Below are 22476 nucleotides of genomic sequence, written 5' to 3' on the forward strand. Positions count from 1 at the left end.
AAGCAGCCCCTAACTATAGAGTAATGCGCTCTGGATGCGTGTAAATATTCATAGAGTGACCGCGCAAGAAGCCTACCAGCGTCATGTTACTCTTTTCGGCCAGATCAACAGCCAGGCTTGAGGGAGCTGAGATAGCTATCACATAGGGGATACGCGCCTGGAGGGCTTTCTGGATTATTTCAAATGAGGTGCGCCCGCTGACCAGGAGGAGGTTCTCGCGATATGGCAAGCCTTTATGTAAGAGTCCATGTCCGATCAATTTGTCTACCGCATTATGCCGTCCAATATCTTCGCGCAAGAGCTGAAGTTCGCCACAAAGCGAGAAGAGGCCAGCGGCATGCAGACCTCCCGTATGACTGAAGACCGCCTGTTGCTCGCGCAACGCCTGCGCGAGCATATATAACGTCTTGGCAGAAACTTGTAGGGTGTCTTGCTCTAGAGGTGGAGCGTCTTGCAACAGGGAGGCGATGCTGTTCTTTCCACAGAGACCACAGCTAGATGAGACGGCGAAATGGCGCTCAAAACTTACGCCACCTGGCAGGCCACAACTGGTCTCACTTGCAGCATTACCTGGCTGGCATAGACGCACATTGATGACGTTCTCCAGTGGCAGGCCATCGCTATCTACCGCGCTTTCAATGCCTTCAATATCATCAGTGGTAGAGAGTATACCTTCATTAAAGAGAAAGCCCAGGGCCAGCTCTCTATCATGTCCAGGAGTACGCATAATCACGGCCAGGCTCTCGCCATTGATCTGGACCTCAAAGGGCTCCTCTACTGCCAGAACATCTTCGCGCTCATGGTGCTCCGTCTCCTGCCAGTGATTGACTGTTGTTTGTACGATGCGCTCTGGATCCAGCTCCGAACGCCACAAATCACGCTGCGTACTCACTTCTCTCTCCACTCTTCATGGAACTAATAACGCCAGCGGCGCCCCTGTTTCTCCGTATCCCGGCTATCAAAGGCCTGGTATTCCGCGGTCATGCGTGCCTGCTGGCTCTGTTCCCGTACACGTCTGCGAAAATAGTATTTGCAGGCTCCCGGGCGCACAGGATCGGGCGGCTCAATGGCAGCCAGGCCCCATCCCTCCTGCTCCAACCAGCGCCAGGCCTCGTACTCATCATCGAAGTCACGTACTACATCGCCCGCGACAGTAAAGACCATGGTTCCCAGAAGATATCTATGCTCCCAGTGTATCATATCTTTCCTCTCTATCTAGCATGCATATCAACGCTTTATTGGTGTTAAGAATACCTGCTTTTGGCGTTTTCTTCAGGTTCTACTAGGAGAATAAACGCTTGTCTTTTTCTGTTCCGCATATGCTTTTTCGCGCCTACGGCGCTCACAGAGAGTAGATGGCCGTGTTGGTGGGCGTTCGCCCACCAACACGGCCATCTACTCTTAACAGGTGATTAACTCTTCGAGGTCAAGGTTGGTGGGTGAGAATGGCGGCCGCATGGCCGCCATTCTCACCCACCAACCTTGACCCGACTACATTGACGCTTTATGTGTGGAGTGCTAGGATAGGCTCAAAGTATGAATCCAGTCCAAGTCAGGTAAGGGAACTGCTATGCATCATTATGTTCGCATGGGCAACGAACTGTTGCGTAAACGTGGCTATCGCCTCACGCCTCAACGTCATATGATTCTGAGTGTGATTCAGGATGCCGATGCCCATTTGCGCGTCGAGGAAATAGCCCAGCGCGTCCAGGAGCGCAATCCCTATGTCAGCCTCTCGACAATCTATCGCACACTGGAGCTATTGCAAAAATTGGGCTTGATTCGCTCCGCCCACTTACCAGGCGGACAACTCTATTATGAGGCGGTCCAGGACCATATTCATCATCACCACCTCGTCTGTCGCCAGTGTCAACATACCATTCACCTGGATACGGCTCTCCTGGGAGATCTACACGAAAAACTGGCGCATATGTATGGCTTCCACGAGGTTACCCTTGATCTACTGGCCTCCGGTTACTGTGATGCATGCTTAAAACAGCTTACTCAAGAAGAACAGCATCCTCAATCACAACTCTAGCCATTTATCAACGCATCTTAAACAGAGAGAAGAGGCTTTCAGCCGAAGCAGCTTCTCACGGTACTCAACAGCAGATGCGACCAATGAACTCAACCGTCCCTTGTTTACCCAGCTATAACAAGGTTGCTATTGAACGAGGAGGTGGATGGGTTTGTTATGGTAACAGTTCAGGTTTCGCTACGGTTGGGTGGGATTCAGGTGAGTTGCGCTCAGATTCCTGGTCCGGTTATATCACCTTTTTAAATAGAAGCCCGGTTTACTTCTGCGATCACCAGGACCTTAAACTTGCATATCTCTATGTTGACCAAATTTATCTTTCTCCTACCCGCGCATCGTGGTGTTAATTAGGAGAGCAAGCTGAGTCAGTAGTGTTATAAAATAAGCGCAGTAAAATGATGCTCATTTTACTGCGCTTATTTAGAGATAAGCTCTTCTTTTATCACCTACTCCTTTAGTCATATCACCTAACCAACTGATACAGTAGATTTCACCATAAGCAGCGTTCTATTTCGCCTAAAATTTACTGAAGTAGGCGGTTAGTGTAGCAGTATCCACCTGGTGGAGGGGGTGGCAGGTCCGCCTTTACCAGGCCCTGATCAAAGATATCGTTATAGGTGGCGGTAATTACGGGGCCGACGGCGTCCGCGCCTTCGCCACCATTCTCTTTCATGGCGACAATCGTCAAAGTTGGCATCTTATCGGACTGTTGGTAGTTGTAAGGTGCCTGAGTAATCAACCAGCCATGAGCTGGCTTGCCATTACCAAGCTCGGCGGTACCGGTTTTGCCAATAATACCCCAGCGCGAGGTCGAGAGCATGGCACCGGGCACAAAATCATTGTTGCCAGAGCCGCATTGTACCACACCATACATGGCTTTGCGCACATCGATGGCCGTCGTCTGTTTGAGTTGGGCATCACCCAGGTTCTGAGGTGAGAAGGTCTTGACTGGCGCCTTGTCGCGTGTGGCGACCTTGCTCAAGACGGTGGGCTGCATCAACTGCCCATCATTAGCGGCGATGTTATTGATCATCGCCATCTGGAAGGGGGTCACAAAGTCAACACCCTGACCAAAGGCGTTATCCACCAAATGGTTCTCATCAAGCGTTCCATCGGCCTGGGTCACCCGGCTGACGGCAACGGGCAATTCAAAGGGAATTTTCTCCCCCACCATAAACTTCTTATTGTACGCCAGCCATGAATCAACGCCCATATCGTCACCAATCTTGGCGAAAAGGACATTGTCCGAGTGCGCGAAGCCATAGCCGGTCGAGACATTATAGTTTTTTGTAAAGGGATCGAGATTGCTAATCGATGGAGAAAGCACATGCTGGCCTAGAGTAACAGGACCATGAGTGAATTTTGGCTCATAGACCCGGTCCAACGTGGTCGTGCCTGAGTCAAGAGCCGCCATCAGAGTTGTGGCTTTATAGGTTGAACCTGGTACATACTGGCCCTGGGTGGGACGGAAGACCAGGGGTCGCTCTGGATCATTGACCATCTGGTTGTAGTAGGAGAGGCTGGCATGAGTAAGCGTCTGCGCCATTTTGTTGGGATCATAGCCCGGGCTGCTATATATGGCCAGGACCTCGCCTGTATGGGGATCCATAACCATAGCAGAGCCACGATTGGTGGGAAACGAATTGACGCCATCGAAGGGGGCATGCAGGGCAAAATTCTTGACCAGAATGCGCTGGATACGCACATCTATCGTGAGATAGATATCATCGCCCACAGGCGAGCGGTGCAGCGTCTTATTTACCTGGTTATCTAACGACGTCATCCCGACGCGCCCGGAGAGATAGTCGTCAAATTTGGCTTCCAGTCCGGTCGCCAGGAAGTATGGCCCGGGATAGTAGCCAATCAAGCCCGCGAGCGAGGGTTCGTAGTAATGGCGTACGAAGCCACCACAGGCATCTGGATCCGGCTGTGAGTCGGCCAAAAGGACGCCGTTGCGATCAAAAATGCGTCCGCGCTGTGGCACGCTGGTACTCATACAGCTACGCAAATTGCGCGGGTTGGAGGTCACCTGGTCGGCGACCGCGACCTGCCAGTACACCAGGCCTGCGCTCATAGCCAGAAACAAGACCAGGAACAATTGCGTGATACGGCGAATACCGTTGCTTATGTTCATCTAATAAATCGGCTTTGTGGAGATCCCTGGCTTGAGCCATGGGGAGGAAACAAAACCGCTCCTTTTTTACTTGGAGGGAACCAGCCAACTGCGCCATGCGACCCATGTTTTGACGTTGCACGCAGCAGGCTTGGCTCTCTGAGTGAGGCGTTTGTTGGTTCGATACGCATGTAAGCTCATCGTTTGCTTTTTCCGATCAAAGCCACCCACAGTACAGAGGCCATAGGTGGCGTGATGCACCAGTGTTCCACGCTTCAATCCAAGCGAACGCGTGCCCCCATAGGGCTTGCGTTCACCACCTTTTGAGGCTTGCAACCGATGGAGTTGGCGACGATGCAAGACTGCTCCAAGCACATACCAGAGTCGTTGGCAGGTGGGTGTTGTCGCTCCACTGACCGAAGCCGCCAAGACCCAACTATCCACCGCATGGGAATCAAAGCTTTGTTTGTCCTTCTGCTTGGTTTTCTTGAGGCCATACTGCTCCCGTAAGTGCTTGGTTTCCCATCCTTGTTTGAGATACACCTGCAAGCCCATGCCAGTGAGCAACCGATACAAATGTTCTTTGCCAACCTGCACAGGACTAAATGAGAGGTTCCATTTGCCACCTTTCCCATTCCTGGTTGCAGCTTGTACATCTTCCACCACCACATCGGTAAGCGGAAGGGTGCTTTTCAGATGAGCTACAATACGCGCTTTGGCTTCCCATCGGCTGCGGGTGGAGGGCGGGATGCGCTTTTTGCGATTCAGGCGATTGCTGAAGCGCTTGGGGCGACGCCATTTGCGCTGCCGACGTGCCCGACGCATGGTTCTGCGGGTTCCCATAGCATCTTTCACATGCGTCGGCGCTTCTACCATCAGATTGAGCACCGTATCGCGGGTTCCAACCACACTGAACCCTTCAAATGTGGCACCAGGATCAATCCCAACCACAAGCGGCTGATTGTCAGGTTCTTGCTCGTAGCACAATTGGACAAAGAAGATGCCAAGCCGATTGCGCTTTGGTCGAGCGTTGCCACTCTTGAATAACTGTCGTGCTTTGGCAGGCGTGCAAGGCATTAATGCCACTCCACGACTATCGACAACAGGGATTCGCATACGAGAAAGGATTTCCTTTCACTCCTGGTCGAAGCCAGGGTAATATTCCCCTTCGTGAGAGCGAGGACGGGCTTAACCCCGAAGGGTGTCAGCTTGGGCGCAGCTAGAAGTAGTTCAAGCGAGGGGGGTACTCGAACGTTCTTGAAAACTAGCCCATCCCGCGACTGTCCCCCGAAGGGGACCCACTAGACATGACTTGCGTTGTCGTAGCCCTTTGACAAGCCCCTGCCGCAGAGGCATGGGGTTCATGACTCATATCCTCAAATGTGCAAACAGCGTTCGCGACTGCCCTTTTTCTTTATCGCATGGTGCTCTGTTCTTAATTCCGAAATCCAACCCTCATTCGGGGCGCGGCGTCACTTTCGTGACTAGCACTCCGCGCTCAGGATTTCGGGGAAGCAGTATACGTATTTATAGGAATGTATCATTCTTACACACTATTTTGCAATGTTGTGGGTAATTGTGGCGATACCTCTATTAATATAAACGTTTCTACGCCCGATAATGGCGCAGCATTTCCTCCATGCTGTCGCCACCATACTTCTCCAGCATAGCCTCGGTCAAGACGGCGGTCAGCATAGCCTCGCCGACAACGCCAGCCGCGGGAACGACGCAGACATCACTACGCTCGTAGCGGCTCTGATCAATGTTCTCGCCGGTCGCCAGGTCGACCGAGGGCAGGGGATGCGCAAGGCTAGGAATGGGCTTGACACCAACGCGGGCAACGATAGGCTCGCCGTTGGAGATACCTCCCTCGATGCCACCCGCGTTATTCGTCAGGTGCGACCAGGCTCCTTCAGACGAGCGGCGCAAGACGTCATGGACCTGGGAACCAGTCTTACGCGTCGCGCCAAAGCCCGCGCCAATTTCAACGCCCTTGGTCGAGGGAATACTCATCAGAGCCATGCCAATGCGAGTGCTCAAGCGGCGATCCCACTGGCTGTAGCTTCCCAGGCCAATGGGTACTCCGAAGGCGACAACCTCAAATACACCACCACAGGTATCGCCCGCGCGCTTGGCCTCCAGAATACGCGCGATCATCTTCTCGGTCAGTTCTGGGCTCGCGCAGCGCATTGGCGAGGCTTCAACCGCCTCCCACATCTCAGGAGAGTAGCCTTCAGGTGTCAGCGCGCGCTCTTCTTCATAGCCAATATCGACGACGGAGAGGACATGGCTATGGATCTCAATACCAAACTGTGCTAGAAACTGGCGGCAGAGTCCACCAATGGCGACGCGCGAGGCTGTCTCGCGTGAACTAGAACGCTCAATAATATTACGTACATCGTCCTGTCCGTATTTGATCGCCCCAGTAAAGTCGGCATGCCCTGGACGCACACGCGTGACCGTCTCCATCTCAGCCTCGACAGGAGCGGCATTCATGCGCTCTTCCCAGTTCACCCAGTCACGATTCTCGATCTGCATGGTAATGGGCGAGCCGAGGGTCTTTCCATGACGCACACCGGAGAGGAAGCGGATCTCATCCTTCTCGATCTTCATGCGCCCACCCCGGCCATAGCCTCCCTGGCGCCTGCGCAAATCAGCATCTACCAGCGCCTTCTCTACCTGCAATCCAGCGGGCAATCCTTCAACAACAATCGTCAGACAGGGACCATGCGACTCACCTGCGGTCAAAAAACGGAACATATTTTTTTAAACTCTCTTTTTTCTTTGACTTGCCTACTCAACTACGCATCTAGCTTATTTTATAGCATCTCGTTGTTCTTGAAAATGCGTCATCCCCACTTGTGCTATATACCAAAAACACTGCCAGGAGACGTTTACTCTACAAGTTAGAGCGATTTTTTCTACACCCACCCAATAAACCTGAAATCTGTCGCGGCGAGGGATGAGAGCATATTTGGCTTCAGCCAGCTACGTCCTACTTCAGATTTGCGCTATATCACAGCTCGATTACTCCTGTGTATTTCTAATGTACAGGTTTCAGCGGCATTTAAAGATATACGTTCTCTCTCTCTTAGGAGTCATTATAGCATGTTGATAGACGTGTTTGTTCGCAAAGCGACTTTACTTGTAACACAAGCCTGACTTTACAATTTATCTTTACAATATTTATTGCATTAGCGTATTGACAGAAAACATAATTGTACTTTACAATATATTTGAAAGTACCTTTTGTGTATTTATGGATAAAATTTGCAAGAACTATGTAGGAGGCAACTATGTCCCCTGAACAAACGTCAAGCAAAATTGGAAAATCGGTAGGAGAAAAATTGCGAACCGCTCGCATTGCGCAACACTTGACGCAGAGCCAGCTCGCAGCTCCTGATTTTTCTGTCAGCTACATCTCAGCCATTGAGCGTGGACAAATCCACCCTTCTTTGCGCGCCCTGGAGATCCTGGCGACTCGCCTTGGCCTCTCTTCTACACAACTTCTGCCTAACCGATCGCAGGCAGAGGATCGTGCGAATAGTCTCTTTCCACTCCCAGAACGGGAAGAAGAAGAAATCGATCTCGCATTTATAGAGATCAATGTCTCTTTGCATGAAGGAAATACCGCCCATGCACTCGCACAACTCAATCGTATTCCCTTAAAGCGCCTCAAACGTCCCCAGTTCTTGCGCCATCGGTTCCTTACAGGTTGGTCACACTTCAAAAATGCTCAATTCCAGCAAGCCGAGTATGTATTTAATGAAGCCTTGCAAATCGCAAAAGAACTCAACGATCATTACTTGACGCTACGCATACTCTACCTGCTTGCTCTCGCTTACAATACCATGCGTAACTACAGCCAGGCGCTCCTCTCCTTTCAACGTTGCCTCAACGTCCTGGAAACATCATCCATTCCTGTTGATCCCTTCTTTGCAACACAGTTACACATGCAGATAGGACAATATTACACCCAGCAAGAGAACCTGGATCTAGCCATTGACGCCTTCCGTAAAGCCCTTGATGCCATCGGCCCTGAGATCAACTCCTCTCAGAATCATGGAGCCTACCTCGACATCATTCGCCATCACAGCATCAGTAAAGAGTATGATCTTGCTACTCTTTACGCTTTTAAGAGCCTCTATCTCACAAACCAGGCCCAACTTGCTCAACTGAGAAGCGAAGTGTACTACTATCTGGGCCAAGCAATACTCAAAAACGATTCGGAGCAGGCTCGCTCATTTCTGGACAATGTGCTTCAACAAGAAGAACGCCTCCGCGCGCTCGACCCACTCTCGCTCGCAAGCCTCTACATTACTAATGCCTCCTGGTACTTTGCCCAGCAAGACTATGAGCAGGCTTACGCCTTTGCCCAGAAGAGCAAGGCGCTCGCTGATGAATTTGAAGACAATATCATCGGTGCGGAGACCTATATTGTTCTTGGGCGCATCGCTTATGCCCAGGGGAAACAGGCTCGGGGCGATGAAGACTTCATCAAGGGCCTGCATATTCTTGAACACCTGGAACGCCACGAAGAACTGGCCAATGAATCTGTGCATTACGCGCAACTGCTTGAGGAGAATGGCAAGGAACGCGAAGCCTTCGCCTACTTCCGCCGCGCTTTCCAGAGCCGCCAAAAGGTTGGCAAGTAAGCTAGTAGGTGGTGTAGTACAGCGGCCGCGTACGCCAGTAGCGAACAACTATACCACACCACCTACTAGCCAGAATCTTCTTTTGTGAGAGTGACAAGCACTACAAAGGTACGTTATACTGGAGGGCACAAAAGGAGGTCGCTTTATGTCTTCGCCAATCGATAAACCACAGCAACTGACACACCTGGACGAACAGGGCAATATCCACATGGTCGATGTGACCACCCGTCCCGATACGATGCGAGAGGCCATCGCCAAGGGACGCATACGCATGCAGCCCGAAACCGTCCGCTTAATTGAACACAACCAGGTCTCGAAAGGGAGCGTCCTGGAGACCGCAAAGATCGCGGGCATCATGGCCGCCAAGCAGACTCCACAGCTCATTCCGCTCTGCCATCCCCTGCCAATGACGCATATTGATCTCCATTTTCTCCTTGATAGTGAGCAGGGATGTATCTCGATTGAGGGGCGCACCCGCACAACCTATAAAACAGGTGTCGATGTTGAAGCACTCACCGCCGTTACTGTAGCCGCCCTGACGATCTATGATATGTGTAAAGGACTCGATACCACAATTACCCTGGAGCAGGCCTATGTCTCACAGAAAAGCGGCGGCAAAAGCGGCACCGTCTCCTTTACGCCAGAGCAACGGAGTTAGCACCTCAGCTCACTATGCGCTTACGCGTACTTCTAATAAGAGAAAGAGTGTCTCCAGCAGGTTATGCTCCTCTGGATCACTTAAGTTAAGATCTGTTTCGCCCAATGTCATCACCAGGGAACCCTGGGCATCGACGGGCTGTTCGCTACGAATGGCGAGCGGGTTGCCTCCACGCCAACGCACAGGCTCGATGAGGGAGCCAAGGGGGACAGTAATGAGGAGACGTTGGCCATAAGTTTGTGGGTCGAGGTGCTGTAAATGCAACTCAAGAGTACGCTCACGCTGGGTAATTGAGCCATGTAAACCCCTGGCCTGCAAGTGGATTACTGGCTGCTCAAGAGAGCGGCTGAGCACGTCGGCCCGGCGTACCGTTTTGCCGCGTGCGCCAGCTCCCGTGAGAGTAGGAGTATACTGGTACACCTGTGCACCCGAGCCGGGCGGGACCGCTGGTCCTTGCGCAAGGGTAGCCACGCGCACGAGATCCTGGGTGGCGCTCTGGCGAATGGTGCTCTGACCAATACGGGCACTCATACGCAGGGCCAGCTGGAGAAGCGCCCGCGCCGCCTCGGCATCATCCTGATGACTACGCCGCGCCTGCTTCAAGATCGCCTCCGCCTGGCTAATAAGAGTGCGACAGAGGTGACCAAGCATCCGCTGGGGAGTCACACCCGCGCCGCGATTTCCACCCAGACCATACATGGCATAGGTATCGGTTTCATGGAGGGCCGCCCCCATTGCATCATAGATCTCCAGGTATGCCTGGTGACATTCAGCACAACCAACAAGGTGGTAGAGCAGTGTGGCATAGCGCAGTGTAGCCTCTTCATCGCCACGCAGTTGCGCCAGCACAAAATCTGGCAACTGCTGATAAAAAGGCAGGTGATAGCTGCTCTCAACTTGCAGCTCCAGTAGCGCCTCAGGTCTGTGACCAGGACGCGCTCCATGCCTGGAGGCTGCTACCGGTATTCCCGCATCGCTTTTCGGCTCGCGCAGGAGTTGCAATAACCATTGGGCCAGCCGGCTTTCGCTGCCAGGGGCCATTGCGTTGTGATCAAACTGCTTGTCCATTTCTCTACTCCTCTCGAGCCTTCAATCTCTTGCTATTCCTCTTCTTCACGGTAGAAGCGGGCCAGGCGCTTCAGCTGGGCGGCTGTTACATGGATGACATCCGTGCCATCCCATTCGAGTAAGCCTTCTGTGACCAGTTGTCTCAGGGCCGTATGTATCTGCTCCGCTGTGAGATCATCATGGACAAGTGTGTGAATCGCCAGTATACTGTCCTGCTTACCGGGAGCGGAGGCCTTATATTCTATCAAACGTAACGCAACGCGTACTGTCAAATTGGTACTTTGCTGCTGCAAACAATGACGCAATTTACGGTGTGCATGGTCCTTATGCTGGCTCATATGAGGGTTAGTTTCCACAGGAGTCGATGTATCGATATGCAGCTCCTTCACAACTACCTGCAAGAGATCATCGGCACCCATCTCATGCAGTTCTTGCATGACTGCTTGAAGTTGATTGGGGGCGGCGCTGAGTACAAAGATACAGTGCTTAAGTAAATTGCGTAACTGAGCCTGAGAAGCCAGGTGTAAGGCAAGATCTTCTGGAGTAGCGAAAGGAGTCGTTCCCCAGGCCGTAACAACTGCGTCCTCAAGAGGATCTTCGTCGCTCTCTTCTCGCTCAAATTGTTCCAGCTCCGCCGCCGTATTCACCTGGAGTCGGCGCTTGCGAAGACGATCAATCGCCTTATTTCTCACGCTTCGGCTAAGAAAGGTATAGAATTGAGCATCCGTTAAGCCGTCAAGCGCCGTCTTTGGCGTTCGATCTTCTCCACCCAGGAGTCCTAAACGCACAAGCTGCTCCACGACATGGCCCACCACCGTGTCCACCTCGAAGGCATCATATTTAAGTGAACCCAGAAAGCGCTGTGCATTACGATGCAAATAGGCGTAGAGAAGGGGATAGCTCTGCTCTGGTCGATACCGAAGGTCGTCTGCTGTAAATGGCATGCGGGGAACTCCTACAAAATGCCCATAAAATAGTCTTCTGCATGCTCCGCACCTCTTCGATCACAGAGCTTGCCTCTTGCATTGTACAAGGATTAGTGAGGGAACGCAACAAATTGCATCCCTCCATACATTAGATATGGAGGGATGCAATTTGCTCTATCTAGTGATCAACGTAATAGGGTGACGCAGTCATCCGCACCCCTGTTTACTCCAGGTCGCCACGCTTACCCAGGCGCTGATGCTCATAGGCTTTTTTAATCGCCGACAGGCTGCGCTGAACCTCGCCGCGCTCCTCAAGGAGGTTCGCGAAGCGGAAATATGCGCTCGCCGCGATCTCATGGGCATTCGAGGCATCGAGCAAATCCAGGGCCTGCGTAAAGTAGGCATCGGCTTGCGTAAAATCGCTCTTCTGATGATAGATCTGCGCCAGGGTAATCAAGGACTGCCCCTGGGTCTGGGCGTCCTCACTGGAGCGCGCAAACTCAAGTGCCTGGCTCGCCTCGCGCTGAGCCTCTTCGACCTCACCACGCTTGAGCAGGAGCTCGGCCAGGGAGGTATGACAGAGAGAGGCGGTGATCTCATCATTAAGCTCACGCTCAATGGCGATGGCCTGCCGGTACTCATTTTCCGCGCTCGTCAGGTCGTTCTTCTTCTCCAGGGCCTTGCCCAGGCGCTGGTGAGTTAGACCAACCAGGCGCTGCTCGTCGCGCATTTCATAAATGGCCAGGCTGCGCAAGGCATATTCGCGCGCCATCGCCAGTTTGCCAACCGTCTTATAATGCTGGCTGATCTCAATATACTTCCTGGCGAAGCTCTTGCTATCCCGGCTCATGGCATTGAGCATATCCAGAGCGCGATTGTAGAACTCAATCGACTTCTCCAGATCGCCCAGGCGGAAGTAGTCATTGGCCAGGTTGCTAAAGACCTCCAGGGAGAAGACGGGATCAGTAATCTGTCCATTCTCAATCGCTGTAAAGCAGCGATGATGATTCTCCATGGCCAGCGTGTAGTTGTACAGCAAGAAGTAGGCCTTGCCTAGCAGGTTGCGCGCGCGCTCGGTCAACTCGCTATCGTTGATAGCCTCGCCCTGGCCGATGGCGGCGCGTAGATCAACCACTGCTTCTTGATACTCTCTTGACCCCAGGTGGATCTGCCCACGTAGCAGGTAGAGGCGATAGACCTGCTCTGTGGTGATACGCTCGGGTTGGATAGGAACCAGGAGTTCTTCGGCCTCTAGATAGGAACCCTGCTCAACCAGAACACTGGCCTGCACCAGGTCAACGTCAACGCGCTGATCAGGGCCGGTATCAGCGGGCGAGTAGCCTACCGCGCGCGCTTCTGCCGCGCCGGCAGGAGAACCCTCTAATAAGAAGGTTAGAGGTACATCAAGGCGGCGAGCAAGAATCGACAACGCCTTGAGCGAAGGGCGGATCTTCCCGCGTTCAATCGCTGAAATATACGAAATGGAGAACTCGGGGGCGGCCAGCTGCGCTTGAGTCATGTTTAGCTTTGTGCGCACTTCTCGAATATTCGTCCCTACTCGCGCTGCAACCGCCTTCCCTACATTAGCAGTTTCGAGGGATGGCATGGAAATCGTTTCCTTTTTTTAAACCATACATGTTAACGCTTTTCACTCTCCCAGACAAAACGTCAACACATACAATCGAACCGATCTAGCGATTGCCTTACGAGTCTCACGCGATTTTTTTACTACAGCAATTCTTGTATCACTCATGGAATCTACATGAGGCTTTAGCGTAAGAGCATTGACGTAAGACAGGAATTAGCTAGATACTACTTTCTCTCTTGTAGTCTAACATACACTTATGATTTGAGTCAACCCATATTGTACTTTCATCATAGTGTTACTTCATAAAATTTTACATCGGCACATCAGAGCATAATTCAATATTTTTTGAGTTAAAAATCTCTACGTTTTCTATTCATTTTACGACCTCTGCGTATGGTTTTATGCTCGAGTTTCTATACAAATTTTCGCTACAATTTATCAGATCATTTCACAATGATTCATTCTATAGCATGCCTCCTTCTGCTTACCTTGCTCTCTTGTATGCTTGCTCTCTACAAGCCTCCCACCACCCTTACATAACTATTTACGTAGCTCCACCGAGTGCCTGCTAGAGCGGCCTATAGAAAAGAGAGAAAACCGCCTTCAGAATTGGAAAACCACGGTTTCATCCCTTTTTCCGGCTATCTCTCGCGCCCATCTTATGATACACTTGATAAATACGTGCCTGTACACACGCATGGTCTTATTTTATTTTTGCTTCCTTTTTATAGCTCAACCTTACCTATTGTTCAGGTGCAGCGTTGCGCATAACTTCAGTTTCTTGCCAGTACACAGAAAGGCTACGCGATGGAAACTATTCCTCAATTGTTTAACTATGCTGTTGAACAATACCGTAACCAACCCGTACTCCTCGAACCGACCGATGGTAATTCCATATCTATCCTCTCCTATCTCCAGGTGCGCGAACGCATGCAGCAGTTCGCGGGCTATCTTCAGAGTCAGCAGGCCCAGAAGGGTGAACGTATTATGATCTGGTCGGCGAGCCGAGCTGACTGGCTCATCGCCTATTTTGCCGCCGTTCTTCTCGGTATGGTGGTTGTTCCCGTCGACGTCAATAGCAAAGAGGATTTTATCACTCGTCTCATCGAGGCGACGGGCGCTCGTTTCTTGCTGACAACGCAGAAACAATTTGAAACTCTCCCCTCGCTTCCACTGACCTTCATTGATATAGATAATCTTCCTCAAGCCGCTTTTGATCCCTCTGCCCTCCCCACCATCGCAAAAGATGACCTGGCCTCCCTTGTCTTTACCTCCGGCACAACCGGCCAGCCCAAAGGCGTGATGCTCAGCCACTACAATATTACCTCCAATGCTCTATCAGCGGTGGAGGTGGTGGATATTCGTCCACAGGAACGGGCGCTCTCTATTCTGCCACTCTCACATATGTTTGAACTGACAATCGACCTGGCGATCTTTTATGTTGGTGCCAGCGTGACCTATGCTCGCTCCCTGGCTCCTGATACCCTCTTCAGGCTTTTCGCCTCACAGCGTATCACGCTTATGGTCCTGGTTCCCCAGGTGCTCCAACTCTTTATGAATGGCATTGATCGCGAGGTACGACGCCAGCATAAGGAGAAAATATGGGAACGGCTCCACTCCGTGGCGGCTCTGCTCCCCTTCTCCTTGCGCCGCTATCTCTTTGGCTCGGTGCATAAGAAACTGGGTGGTCACTTCCGCTTCTTCGTCAGCGGTGGCGCCTACCTGCCGCCCGCACTAGGAAGCCGCTGGGAGAATATGGGTGTGCGCGTTCACCCAGGCTATGGTACGACCGAGTGTTCGCCCGTGGTCAGCGTCACACGCAAGCATGACCACCATATGGAGTCGGCGGGGCAGCCTCTGCCCGGCGTAGAGGTACGCATCGCTCCCGATAACGAGATCCTGGTGCGCGGCCCGAATATCACGCAAGGCTACTGGAATAATCCTGAGGCAACTGCCGCCGCTTTTGAGGGCGAGTGGTATCGCACAGGTGATCTCGGCTTCCTCGATAAGCAGAATAGACTCTATATCAAGGGACGCAAAAAGAACCTGATTGTTCTCTCCAATGGGATGAATGTCTATCCCGAGGATGTCGAAAACGCTTTTCAGGGCCATCCAGACCTTAAGGATGTTGTTATCATGGGGCTTGAGAATGAGGATCGTGGACCCGAAGTACATGCCATTCTGCTCATGGAACAGCCTGATCAGGCAAAAGCCAGGGCTGCGATTCAGCAAGCGAACAAGCGTCTGGCGAGCCATCAACAAATCAAAGGCTTTACCATCTGGCCTGAGAGCGATTTTCCTCGCACACATACACTGAAAGTGAAGCGCCAGGAGGTATTCTCGCAACTCACCACACTCAGGAAGGAACAGAAGATACACTAATATGCTCTATCTGGTCGCTACTCCGATTGGAAATTTAAATGACATTACGCTACGTGCGCTCGAAGTCTTGCGCTCAGTCGATGCTGTCGCCAGCGAGGATACGCGCAAGACCGGCATGCTGCTGAAACACTTCGAGATCTCCAAACCTCAGATCGCGTTCCACGCCTTCAATGAGCAACGCGCAGGGGAACGCATCGAAAACCTGCTACGCCAGGGTCAGTCGGTAGCAGTAGTGACAGATGCGGGCACACCCGGCATTTCGGATCCAGGCTATACGCTTGTCCAGCGAGCCGTTCAGGCCAATCTCGAGGTCACGATGATTCCAGGGCCAACCGCCTGTATTATGGCGGTTGTGCTCTCTGGTCTGCCAACTCACAGCTTTACCTTTCGCGGCTTTCCCCCTCGCAAGACTGTTGGGCGCCGCAAGTTTATGGAGGTCGATAAAGACTCACCCCATACACTGATCTTCTATGAGAGTCCTTATCGCGTGCTTGATTTTCTGAAAGATGCGCTTGAGGTCTATGGCGACCGCCCCGCCGCGCTTGCCAACGATCTGACAAAGATGTTTGAGAAAGTCGAGCGCGGCAGCCTCTCCTCTCTCATCGCGGCTACGCCCGAGAGCAAGCTTAAAGGCGAGTATATCGTGGTGATCGCAGGCAAGGGACGCGAAACCAGTAGCGGTGCTGATGCGGATGATGAGGGATAGGACGACGCTACGGGGGGCACGACGCTGCTGAAGCACGCATCTATATATGAAGGTGGGGAGTAGGACGACGCTACTGGCGTACGCGTCTACTTCCGGAAGTAGACGCGTACGCCAGTAGCGTCGTCCATTATAAGACATTGGCCGGGATATAGGTGAAGTGCAGCTCGCGTAACTCCTCGGGCGGGGACACAAGCGGCACTTCCCAGTACACCGGGCGCAAAAAGGCGCGTTCGCCCGCGAGGCGCAAGGCAGATTCCCACTCCTGTTTCATGTATGCCGAACGCGCGGCGTTACTCGACCAGAAGAGCTGAAAGATTGAGGCACTCTTGAGCTTCTGCTCTAACGCTGGTCCCTCCTGCTGCTCTCTTCGTAGCGCCTCCACTTCCCGCAGAAACGGAAGGTCCAGAGTACTCAACGCCTTGTGAATTGCTCGCGCGATGACCTCATCCTCATGACTATAAGCCAGGTAGACAGTGTGCAAGCTCTCGGTCGTCATCTGAATGCAATTTTCATATGCAGGAGGCCAGATATCTAATTCTTTTCCAGCGAACTCAAGCGGCACCTCAAGCAGGCCAAGCAAGAGTGGCCCGGCATAAAAGGCGATACTACAGGTGCGTATCTTCGCCTCTTGCTCTGGCTTGACATAGAAGCGAAAGGTAGCCCGCTGCCAATCTTTCATCCCGTTCAGCGTGATACGCCGCGGATGAAAGAAGATGCCCTCGCCTTCGGGAACAATCGTCAGGTTCATATCCGGATGGACAAGTACTTCGCCTGCATCCGCAGACTCCTCCGTATCATCCTCGATTTCGTGCAAAAGTCTCAAGGCATCCTGGCGCACCTGTTGCGCAGCATCCGGACGATGAAGATAGATAAAGAAGGCATTCCATGATCCAATACCAATCAACCGGGGAGAGAAACTCGTCAACTGCCAGGCGGCAGCCGCGCCTGGTTGCGCCACTCTGGCCTCATCCGCCTGAGATCCCATCACTCCTCGTACGGGGAGTATCACAGTGGGTATGTCTTCTATGCGAGGCATCTCAACATCGTGTAGCTCGAACACGAGGATATTGCTCCCGATACGCAGCTCAGCTCCGTGGCGCAAGATATAGGGCCGGTGGGGCGCGATTTTTATCCCATTGATATAGGTTCCATTCGCGCTATCCTCATCGGTGAGAATATATTTCCCTTGCTCAAAGCAGAGTGTAGCATGTCGACGCGATACAAGTCGGTCGCCTGAGAGAGGGATATCATTCTTAGAAGAGCGTCCAATTAACGTCACCGGCTGATCAATGCGATATGCATTGCCATGCTGTCCCTTTACACTCACACTTGCAAGTGGCTGACGTTCTCTCATAAGAGCCTCCCCTTCTTGTCCCCGCTAGGTCGCGTTTGAGGCTGGCATTGCGTGCTACACGCGAAATACAATGGCAAATAAGCAAAAAATCTTATTATATTATAACATACGCTTCTACGAGCGGTGCGCGCTCCGCCTTTCCCTGGCTTCAGGTAATGAGAGCGCGCACGCTGCTTTTCATGCCTGTATAAGGCTAGATGCCCATTACATGCACCAGTTCCTTGACGGCATCGGCCGATTTGGTGAGCTGTTCGCGCTCACTGGGGTTCAGCTCGATCTCAATGACCTTCTCCAGACCCTTTGAGCCGATTTGGGCCGGCACACCCACAAAGAGATCGTGAATGCCGTACTCACCCTGGAGGTAGACCGCGCAGGGCATGATCATCTTCTTATCCAGCATGATAGAGTCGACCATTTGCAAGACGGAGGCCGAGGGAGCATAGTAGGCGCTACCCGTGCCCAGCAGCTTCACAATTTCAGCGCCACCATCGCGGGTGCGTTGTACAATCTCTTCAATACGCTCGGGCGAGATAAGCTGCGAGATGGGTACGCCCGCGACTGTACACATACGTGCAAGCGGAACCATGGTGTCGCCATGCCCACCCAGGACATAGGCCTGAACATCGCGTACCGAGGCTCCAACCTCTTGTGCGATAAAGGTGCGGAAGCGCGCGGTATCCAGCACACCTGCCATGCCAAGCACACGCTCACGTGGGAAACCGCTGACCTTGAGCGAGATCTGCGCCATGGCATCGAGAGGATTAGTCACACAGATAATGATACAGTCGGGTGAATATTTGACCACTTGCTCGGTAACCTGCGAGACGATCTCCTGATTCTTTTTCACCAGGTCGTCACGCGTCATTCCGGGCTTACGTGGGAAACCAGAGGTGATAACGACGATATCGGAACCGACGGTATCGGCGTAATCGTTGGTACCAGTTACCTGTGTATCAAATCCAAGCACAGGTCCGGCCTGCATGATGTCAAGCGCCTTTCCCTGTGGCATATTAGGTACGATGTCAAACATGACTACATCAGCGTAGTCACGCTCTGCCAGGCGCTGGACAAGAGTGCTGCCTACAAAGCCGGCTCCTACGACGGTGATTTTTCTTCGCATTGACGCGTCCTTTCAAAACTCTCTCTTCGGAACACCCGAGCCCTGCGCGCTCAGGTGTTCCGAAGAGAGAGTAAACCAGTATTCTACTTTCTCTTTATTGTATGCCCTGGCGCATCCTTATGGCAATTCTCCGCCATCTATGAATTTTTAAACTGTTCAGCTTGCAAAAAGGTGCGCGTCTGCTCCACCTCTTCTGCACAGAGAGGACAGACACGGAGGTGGCCTTCAGTCTCGTCTGCGCGCGTTTTCTCCAGCAAACCAGCACAATAATAACTCAGGGTCTCACTGGAGGGGCAGTCAAATCTATAGAGCTTCTGCACCAGGCTAGCATTTAAACGTTGATACACTGCCACTTTCTCCTGACACCGCTCGCAGCAAGCAATATGATGAGTCAGGTCGTCACTGAATGGCTCCCCCGCTACCGCTCGCTGCACGATTTCTTCTTCTTGTGGACACGGCACACCAGGTCCACGCTGCATCTTGCCACCTCGTTTCTGGCTCTCTCCCTGGTCCCAGGCTATCAAGTGCGACTTTATAAAAACCATCATATACTCCCTTGCTCCTATGCTTTATTGTGCATAGGCGTACAAAATGAACGTTCACACTCGCCAAAATCCGCATGGCACATCCTGGTAAAGATACGTTTGTATCGATGCTTCTGGTTCAGAACAAAAAACTTTCTGAGAAGCCCAGTTTTTCCTTTTGCCCTCTTGACAACGCAACCATGTTACGGTATCATACTGACGTCAAGAGCGTCAGAGCTTTGGCAAAGAGATTGGGGTATCGTTCAATGGTAGGACGGCTGACTCTGGATCAGTTAATTGGGGTTCGAGTCCCTGTACCCCAGCCATCAGGAGAGGTGAATCACCTCTCCTCCTCTTTGACTCTTAGCTTCTACACACACCGACACATTGGGGTATCGTTCAATGGTAGGACGGCTGACTCTGGATCAGTTAATTGGGGTTCGAGTCCCTGTACCCCAGCCATCAGGAGAGGTGAATCACCTCTCCTTTTTTCTTGCCCTTCTCCACCTGGCTCACACTCCCTCTGCTACAATGGCTTGTATAGTGGTATTCTTACTGTTTGTTCAGCCTTTATTGAGGGAGAACTCTGCTCTATGGCCAAAGATGCACCCGAACTTCCAGATAGGCAACCAGGCCTCACCCAGAGACAACGTTGGCAGAAGTGGGCCACCAGGCGCGATATTCCGCTAACCTACCTGGCCTGGAGCGTCTTCATTATCCTCGTCTTCTGGCTGGCATCACACATCACAAAGGCTTTGCTGATGCTAGCGATTGCCGCTCTCTTTGCCTTTGCCCTTGCCCCTCTGGTAAAACTACTTCAGCGCGTCATGCCACGTACCGTGGCGATCCTGGTTGTCTATTTAATCGTGCTTTCAGCGTTTAGCCTGCTCGGCTATATTACCTTGCGCGCAACGATTACACAAACGCATGACCTGCTGCGCTACATGCAAAGCCTGACCGAGCGACATGGAGGCCAGCCAACACAGCTAGAACGTTCCCTGGGAAACTTTGGCATCACACGTGCACAAATAAACGAGGGCCGGCAATTTCTACTCACACGTGGCGAGGAGTTTACCCGCGACGCCATTCCCTTTCTACGCAGTTTCCTTGAATTTCTTATCGATACCATTATCGTTGCCATTTTAAGCATCTATCTGCTCATTGATGGCACACGCGTGATTCAATGGTTGCGTCGCAATACCCCCCAGGCCGCACGCGCCAACTTCTTGTTGGATACTCTGCAACGCGTGGTTGGCGGCTATATACGTGGACAATTTATCCTGGCTCTGCTGATCTCGGTACTGGTTGGCCTGGGCATGGGCTTCATTTTTCACCTGCCCTATGCCTTCCTCCTGGGTATACTGGCTTTTATTATGGCTTTCATTCCAGTCCTTGGCACCTTTATTTCAGGTGCGGTCTGCATCCTCATTGCGTTAACCCAGTCCTGGGTTACAGCCCTCCTTGTCCTGGTATACTTTGTCTTCATACACGTTATCGAGGGCGAGGTGGTGGGTCCCCGTATAGTCGGCAAGTCTGTTGGACTTCATCCTATTGTCTCGCTCTTCGCGCTGGTCGCCGGTGGCGAGCTCTTTGGCATCTGGGGTACGCTCTTTGCCTCACCCATAGCCGGCGTCCTGCAAACCATCATTATCGTCCTGTGGGGCGAGTGGCGCACGCGCCATCCCGATCAGTTTGCTCAGACCAAAGAACAGGTTAAAGAAGCAGCTACAGGAGAATAGCGTCCGAATAAAAAAGATGGTGAGGGGTATTATGCCTCTCGCCATCTTTTTTAACCAAACATTGCACAAACCCATTTCACTTACACATCAAACATTGTACAAATATAATAAGCGAAGCCATAAAACTCTTTTAATACAACTTTTACACCAAAATAAGCCGTTTTCCATACACAAAGATTACACATGCACAAATTAGTGAGCAGGCACACCTTGAACGCGCCCTATCATCGTGCTATATTTTGTACAGAGTTTGCATCACGCATGCATATGAGGAGGTTATACACATCATGGTGACGCCTACATCCCAGCCTGCACCTTTCGCATCTACAATCGACGCGCCTGCGATACATACCTCCACCATCCCTACTCAGGTAGAGAGGGGCAAGAGATGGAGATGATCAGTGAACTAACGCCCGAGCAGGTACAGCAAGAAATCACTGTGAGCCGTGCGCTCCAGGGCGATCAAAAAGCCTTTGAGGATATTGTGGAGCAGTATGGCAACTTGATGCTGCGTACAGCGACGCTCATTGTTGCGGATCGTGATGTGGCCGAAGACGTTGTACAGGATGCATTCATCCTTGCCTGGAACCATCTCACAGATCTGCGCAAGGTGGGTGCGCTTCGCCCCTGGCTCATGCGTATCGTTGTCAATCAATGTATCAGTTTTAAGCGGCGCCTCGCACGCAATACTGCCTTTATGCGCCAGAGACTCTTAGAGCAGGAAACAGACCTGATCGCCCAGGCAGCCGATGACTTCAAAGGAAAGATGGAACGAGACTGGGACCTGGTCCAGGCGATTAATAATCTTCCTATGAAACAGCGTGTTGTCATCGTGCTTCACTACTACAATGGAATGACACTGCCGGAGATGTCACGCTCACTCGAGACCTCCGAAAATACGTTAAAGAAGCGCATTCAGGCCGCGCTCAATAACCTGCGACGCACGTTGCGCGCCCCCGATATTCAGTCGGTAGATGCAGGCTTTGCTTACCCAGCCTCGCGCGCGGCTTTCTCTCTTGCTTAAAATATATGAAAAGAGAGAAAGCCGCCAGTGCAGGCAGAGCCGCTACCCTTAAGCCGGGAGCACGCCTCGCCAGTACTGTAGTAACTCGTCAAGGATTATATCCGCACAACGCACTTGAAAAATACGCTTGTGCGTATGCTTCTGAAGCCGGGCCAGAACGTCACTAGCGAGACAGTGGCCTGTAGCCAGGGTAACCGCCCCCCGCTCGATACCTACTGGCACACAACGATATTCATTCGCGAGCTCGTAGGGAAATAGGTGAAGCAACCTGCGAGAAGGATAGCAGATTAACTGTGGCAAATAAGGCAAAAAATATGCCTCATGCACCTCGATATGAATGATTGCATGGAGCTTCTCGCCCCCCACACGCTCTTGAATCACCATGCCACGCTCACTAAGACTGGTCTGTTCTCTCACTTCGCCACTCCTCAACATCAACATCAACTACACGCAACAAACCTTGTGCAGAGTTTTATCCTAAAAAGCAGTGTCTAGATGCATTGAGCTGTGTGGTGGCACGACGCTACTAAAGTACGCGTCTACATATCAAGGTACGGGCATCTCGTCCTAGCTATGTAGATGCG

19 protein-coding genes and 2 tRNA genes are annotated in these 22476 nt (G+C 52.1%); 9 read left to right on the plus strand and 12 right to left on the minus strand.

Annotated features, from left to right (window positions below):
* Positions 1-13 precede the first annotated feature (13 nt).
* Together fdhD and KTE_RS10580 are read right to left on the minus strand one after the other, a co-directional pair.
* Entirely contained in the window at positions 14-892 is an 879-nt protein-coding gene (gene fdhD, locus KTE_RS10575) for a formate dehydrogenase accessory sulfurtransferase FdhD (protein ID WP_201380826.1), read from the minus strand.
* Positions 893-915: 23 nt separating this feature from the next.
* Entirely contained in the window at positions 916-1200 is a 285-nt protein-coding gene (locus KTE_RS10580; protein WP_201380828.1) for a hypothetical protein, read from the minus strand.
* A 370-nt stretch (positions 1201-1570) separates the two neighbouring features.
* Here KTE_RS10580 and KTE_RS10585 point away from each other — a divergent pair, with 370 nt between their 5' ends.
* Positions 1571-2038, plus strand: coding sequence for a Fur family transcriptional regulator (locus KTE_RS10585; RefSeq protein ID WP_201380830.1), 468 nt, complete (start codon positions 1571-1573; stop codon positions 2036-2038).
* Positions 2039-2558: 520 nt separating this feature from the next.
* On the opposite strand, the gene KTE_RS10590 is transcribed toward KTE_RS10585, so the two are convergent.
* The 3 genes from KTE_RS10590 to aroC all read right to left on the minus strand — a co-directional run bounded on the left by KTE_RS10590 (position 2559) and on the right by aroC (position 6908).
* Positions 2559-4169 (minus strand): penicillin-binding transpeptidase domain-containing protein, encoded by a 1611-nt coding sequence (locus KTE_RS10590; protein ID WP_201380832.1) that lies wholly within the window; start codon positions 4167-4169, stop codon positions 2559-2561.
* A 66-nt stretch (positions 4170-4235) separates the two neighbouring features.
* Complete coding sequence (locus tag KTE_RS10595; RefSeq protein WP_201380834.1) at positions 4236-5264, minus strand: RRXRR domain-containing protein; 1029 nt, start codon at positions 5262-5264, stop codon at positions 4236-4238.
* 492 nt (positions 5265-5756) lie between these two features.
* Complete coding sequence (gene aroC / locus KTE_RS10600; protein WP_201380835.1) at positions 5757-6908, minus strand: chorismate synthase; 1152 nt, start codon at positions 6906-6908, stop codon at positions 5757-5759.
* A 536-nt stretch (positions 6909-7444) separates the two neighbouring features.
* Between aroC and KTE_RS10605 the strand changes: the two genes are divergently transcribed.
* Positions 7445-8803: a helix-turn-helix domain-containing protein gene (locus KTE_RS10605; protein WP_201380836.1), complete on the plus strand. Its 1359-nt coding sequence runs from the start codon at positions 7445-7447 to the stop codon at positions 8801-8803.
* Positions 8804-8948: 145 nt separating this feature from the next.
* Positions 8949-9461: a cyclic pyranopterin monophosphate synthase MoaC gene (gene moaC / locus KTE_RS10610; RefSeq protein ID WP_201380837.1), complete on the plus strand. Its 513-nt coding sequence runs from the start codon at positions 8949-8951 to the stop codon at positions 9459-9461.
* A gap of 12 nt (positions 9462-9473) precedes the next feature.
* Here the strand turns inward: moaC and KTE_RS10615 are convergent, their stop codons facing one another.
* The 3 genes from KTE_RS10615 to KTE_RS10625 all read right to left on the minus strand — a co-directional run bounded on the left by KTE_RS10615 (position 9474) and on the right by KTE_RS10625 (position 13061).
* Positions 9474-10529, minus strand: a complete 1056-nt coding sequence (locus KTE_RS10615) for a hypothetical protein (protein ID WP_201380838.1) — start codon at positions 10527-10529, stop codon at positions 9474-9476.
* A gap of 32 nt (positions 10530-10561) precedes the next feature.
* The gene (locus KTE_RS10620) at positions 10562-11473 is read right to left on the minus strand and encodes a hypothetical protein (protein WP_201380839.1); all 912 of its coding nucleotides are present in this window, start codon (positions 11471-11473) and stop codon (positions 10562-10564) included.
* Positions 11474-11678: 205 nt separating this feature from the next.
* Entirely contained in the window at positions 11679-13061 is a 1383-nt protein-coding gene (locus KTE_RS10625; protein WP_201380841.1) for a helix-turn-helix domain-containing protein, read from the minus strand.
* Between the two features lie 789 nt (positions 13062-13850).
* Between KTE_RS10625 and KTE_RS10630 the strand changes: the two genes are divergently transcribed.
* Positions 13851-15425 carry a long-chain fatty acid--CoA ligase gene (locus KTE_RS10630; RefSeq protein ID WP_201380843.1) on the plus strand — a complete coding sequence of 525 codons (1575 nt, stop codon included), beginning with the start codon at positions 13851-13853 and terminating at the stop codon, positions 15423-15425.
* Position 15426: 1 nt separating this feature from the next.
* A complete protein-coding gene (gene rsmI, locus KTE_RS10635; protein ID WP_201380845.1) occupies positions 15427-16131 on the plus strand; it encodes a 16S rRNA (cytidine(1402)-2'-O)-methyltransferase in 705 nt (234 codons plus the stop codon).
* 127 nt (positions 16132-16258) lie between these two features.
* Here rsmI and KTE_RS10640 read toward each other — a convergent pair whose 3' ends face one another.
* The 3 genes from KTE_RS10640 to KTE_RS10650 all read right to left on the minus strand — a co-directional run bounded on the left by KTE_RS10640 (position 16259) and on the right by KTE_RS10650 (position 19153).
* Complete coding sequence (locus KTE_RS10640) at positions 16259-17485, minus strand: FHA domain-containing protein (protein ID WP_201380847.1); 1227 nt, start codon at positions 17483-17485, stop codon at positions 16259-16261.
* A gap of 193 nt (positions 17486-17678) precedes the next feature.
* Positions 17679-18605 carry a malate dehydrogenase gene (gene mdh, locus KTE_RS10645; RefSeq protein ID WP_201380849.1) on the minus strand — a complete coding sequence of 309 codons (927 nt, stop codon included), beginning with the start codon at positions 18603-18605 and terminating at the stop codon, positions 17679-17681.
* A 137-nt stretch (positions 18606-18742) separates the two neighbouring features.
* Complete coding sequence (locus tag KTE_RS10650; RefSeq protein ID WP_201380851.1) at positions 18743-19153, minus strand: hypothetical protein; 411 nt, start codon at positions 19151-19153, stop codon at positions 18743-18745.
* 228 nt (positions 19154-19381) lie between these two features.
* Here KTE_RS10650 and KTE_RS10655 point away from each other — a divergent pair.
* From KTE_RS10655 to KTE_RS10670, 4 genes are all read left to right on the plus strand, one after another.
* Positions 19382-19455, plus strand: a tRNA-Gln gene (locus tag KTE_RS10655).
* 62 nt (positions 19456-19517) lie between these two features.
* A tRNA-Gln gene (locus tag KTE_RS10660) sits at positions 19518-19591 on the plus strand.
* A 131-nt stretch (positions 19592-19722) separates the two neighbouring features.
* Positions 19723-20868, plus strand: coding sequence for an AI-2E family transporter (locus tag KTE_RS10665; protein ID WP_201380853.1), 1146 nt, complete (start codon positions 19723-19725; stop codon positions 20866-20868).
* A gap of 394 nt (positions 20869-21262) precedes the next feature.
* Positions 21263-21892, plus strand: coding sequence for an RNA polymerase sigma factor (locus tag KTE_RS10670; protein WP_201380855.1), 630 nt, complete (start codon positions 21263-21265; stop codon positions 21890-21892).
* Between the two features lie 48 nt (positions 21893-21940).
* On the opposite strand, the gene KTE_RS10675 is transcribed toward KTE_RS10670, so the two are convergent.
* Entirely contained in the window at positions 21941-22309 is a 369-nt protein-coding gene (locus KTE_RS10675) for a hypothetical protein (protein WP_201380857.1), read from the minus strand.
* Between the last annotated feature and the right edge of the window lie 167 nt (positions 22310-22476).

The sequence above is a fragment of the Ktedonobacter sp. SOSP1-85 genome (genome assembly GCF_016587415.1).
GTDB lineage: Bacteria > Chloroflexota > Ktedonobacteria > Ktedonobacterales > Ktedonobacteraceae > Ktedonobacter.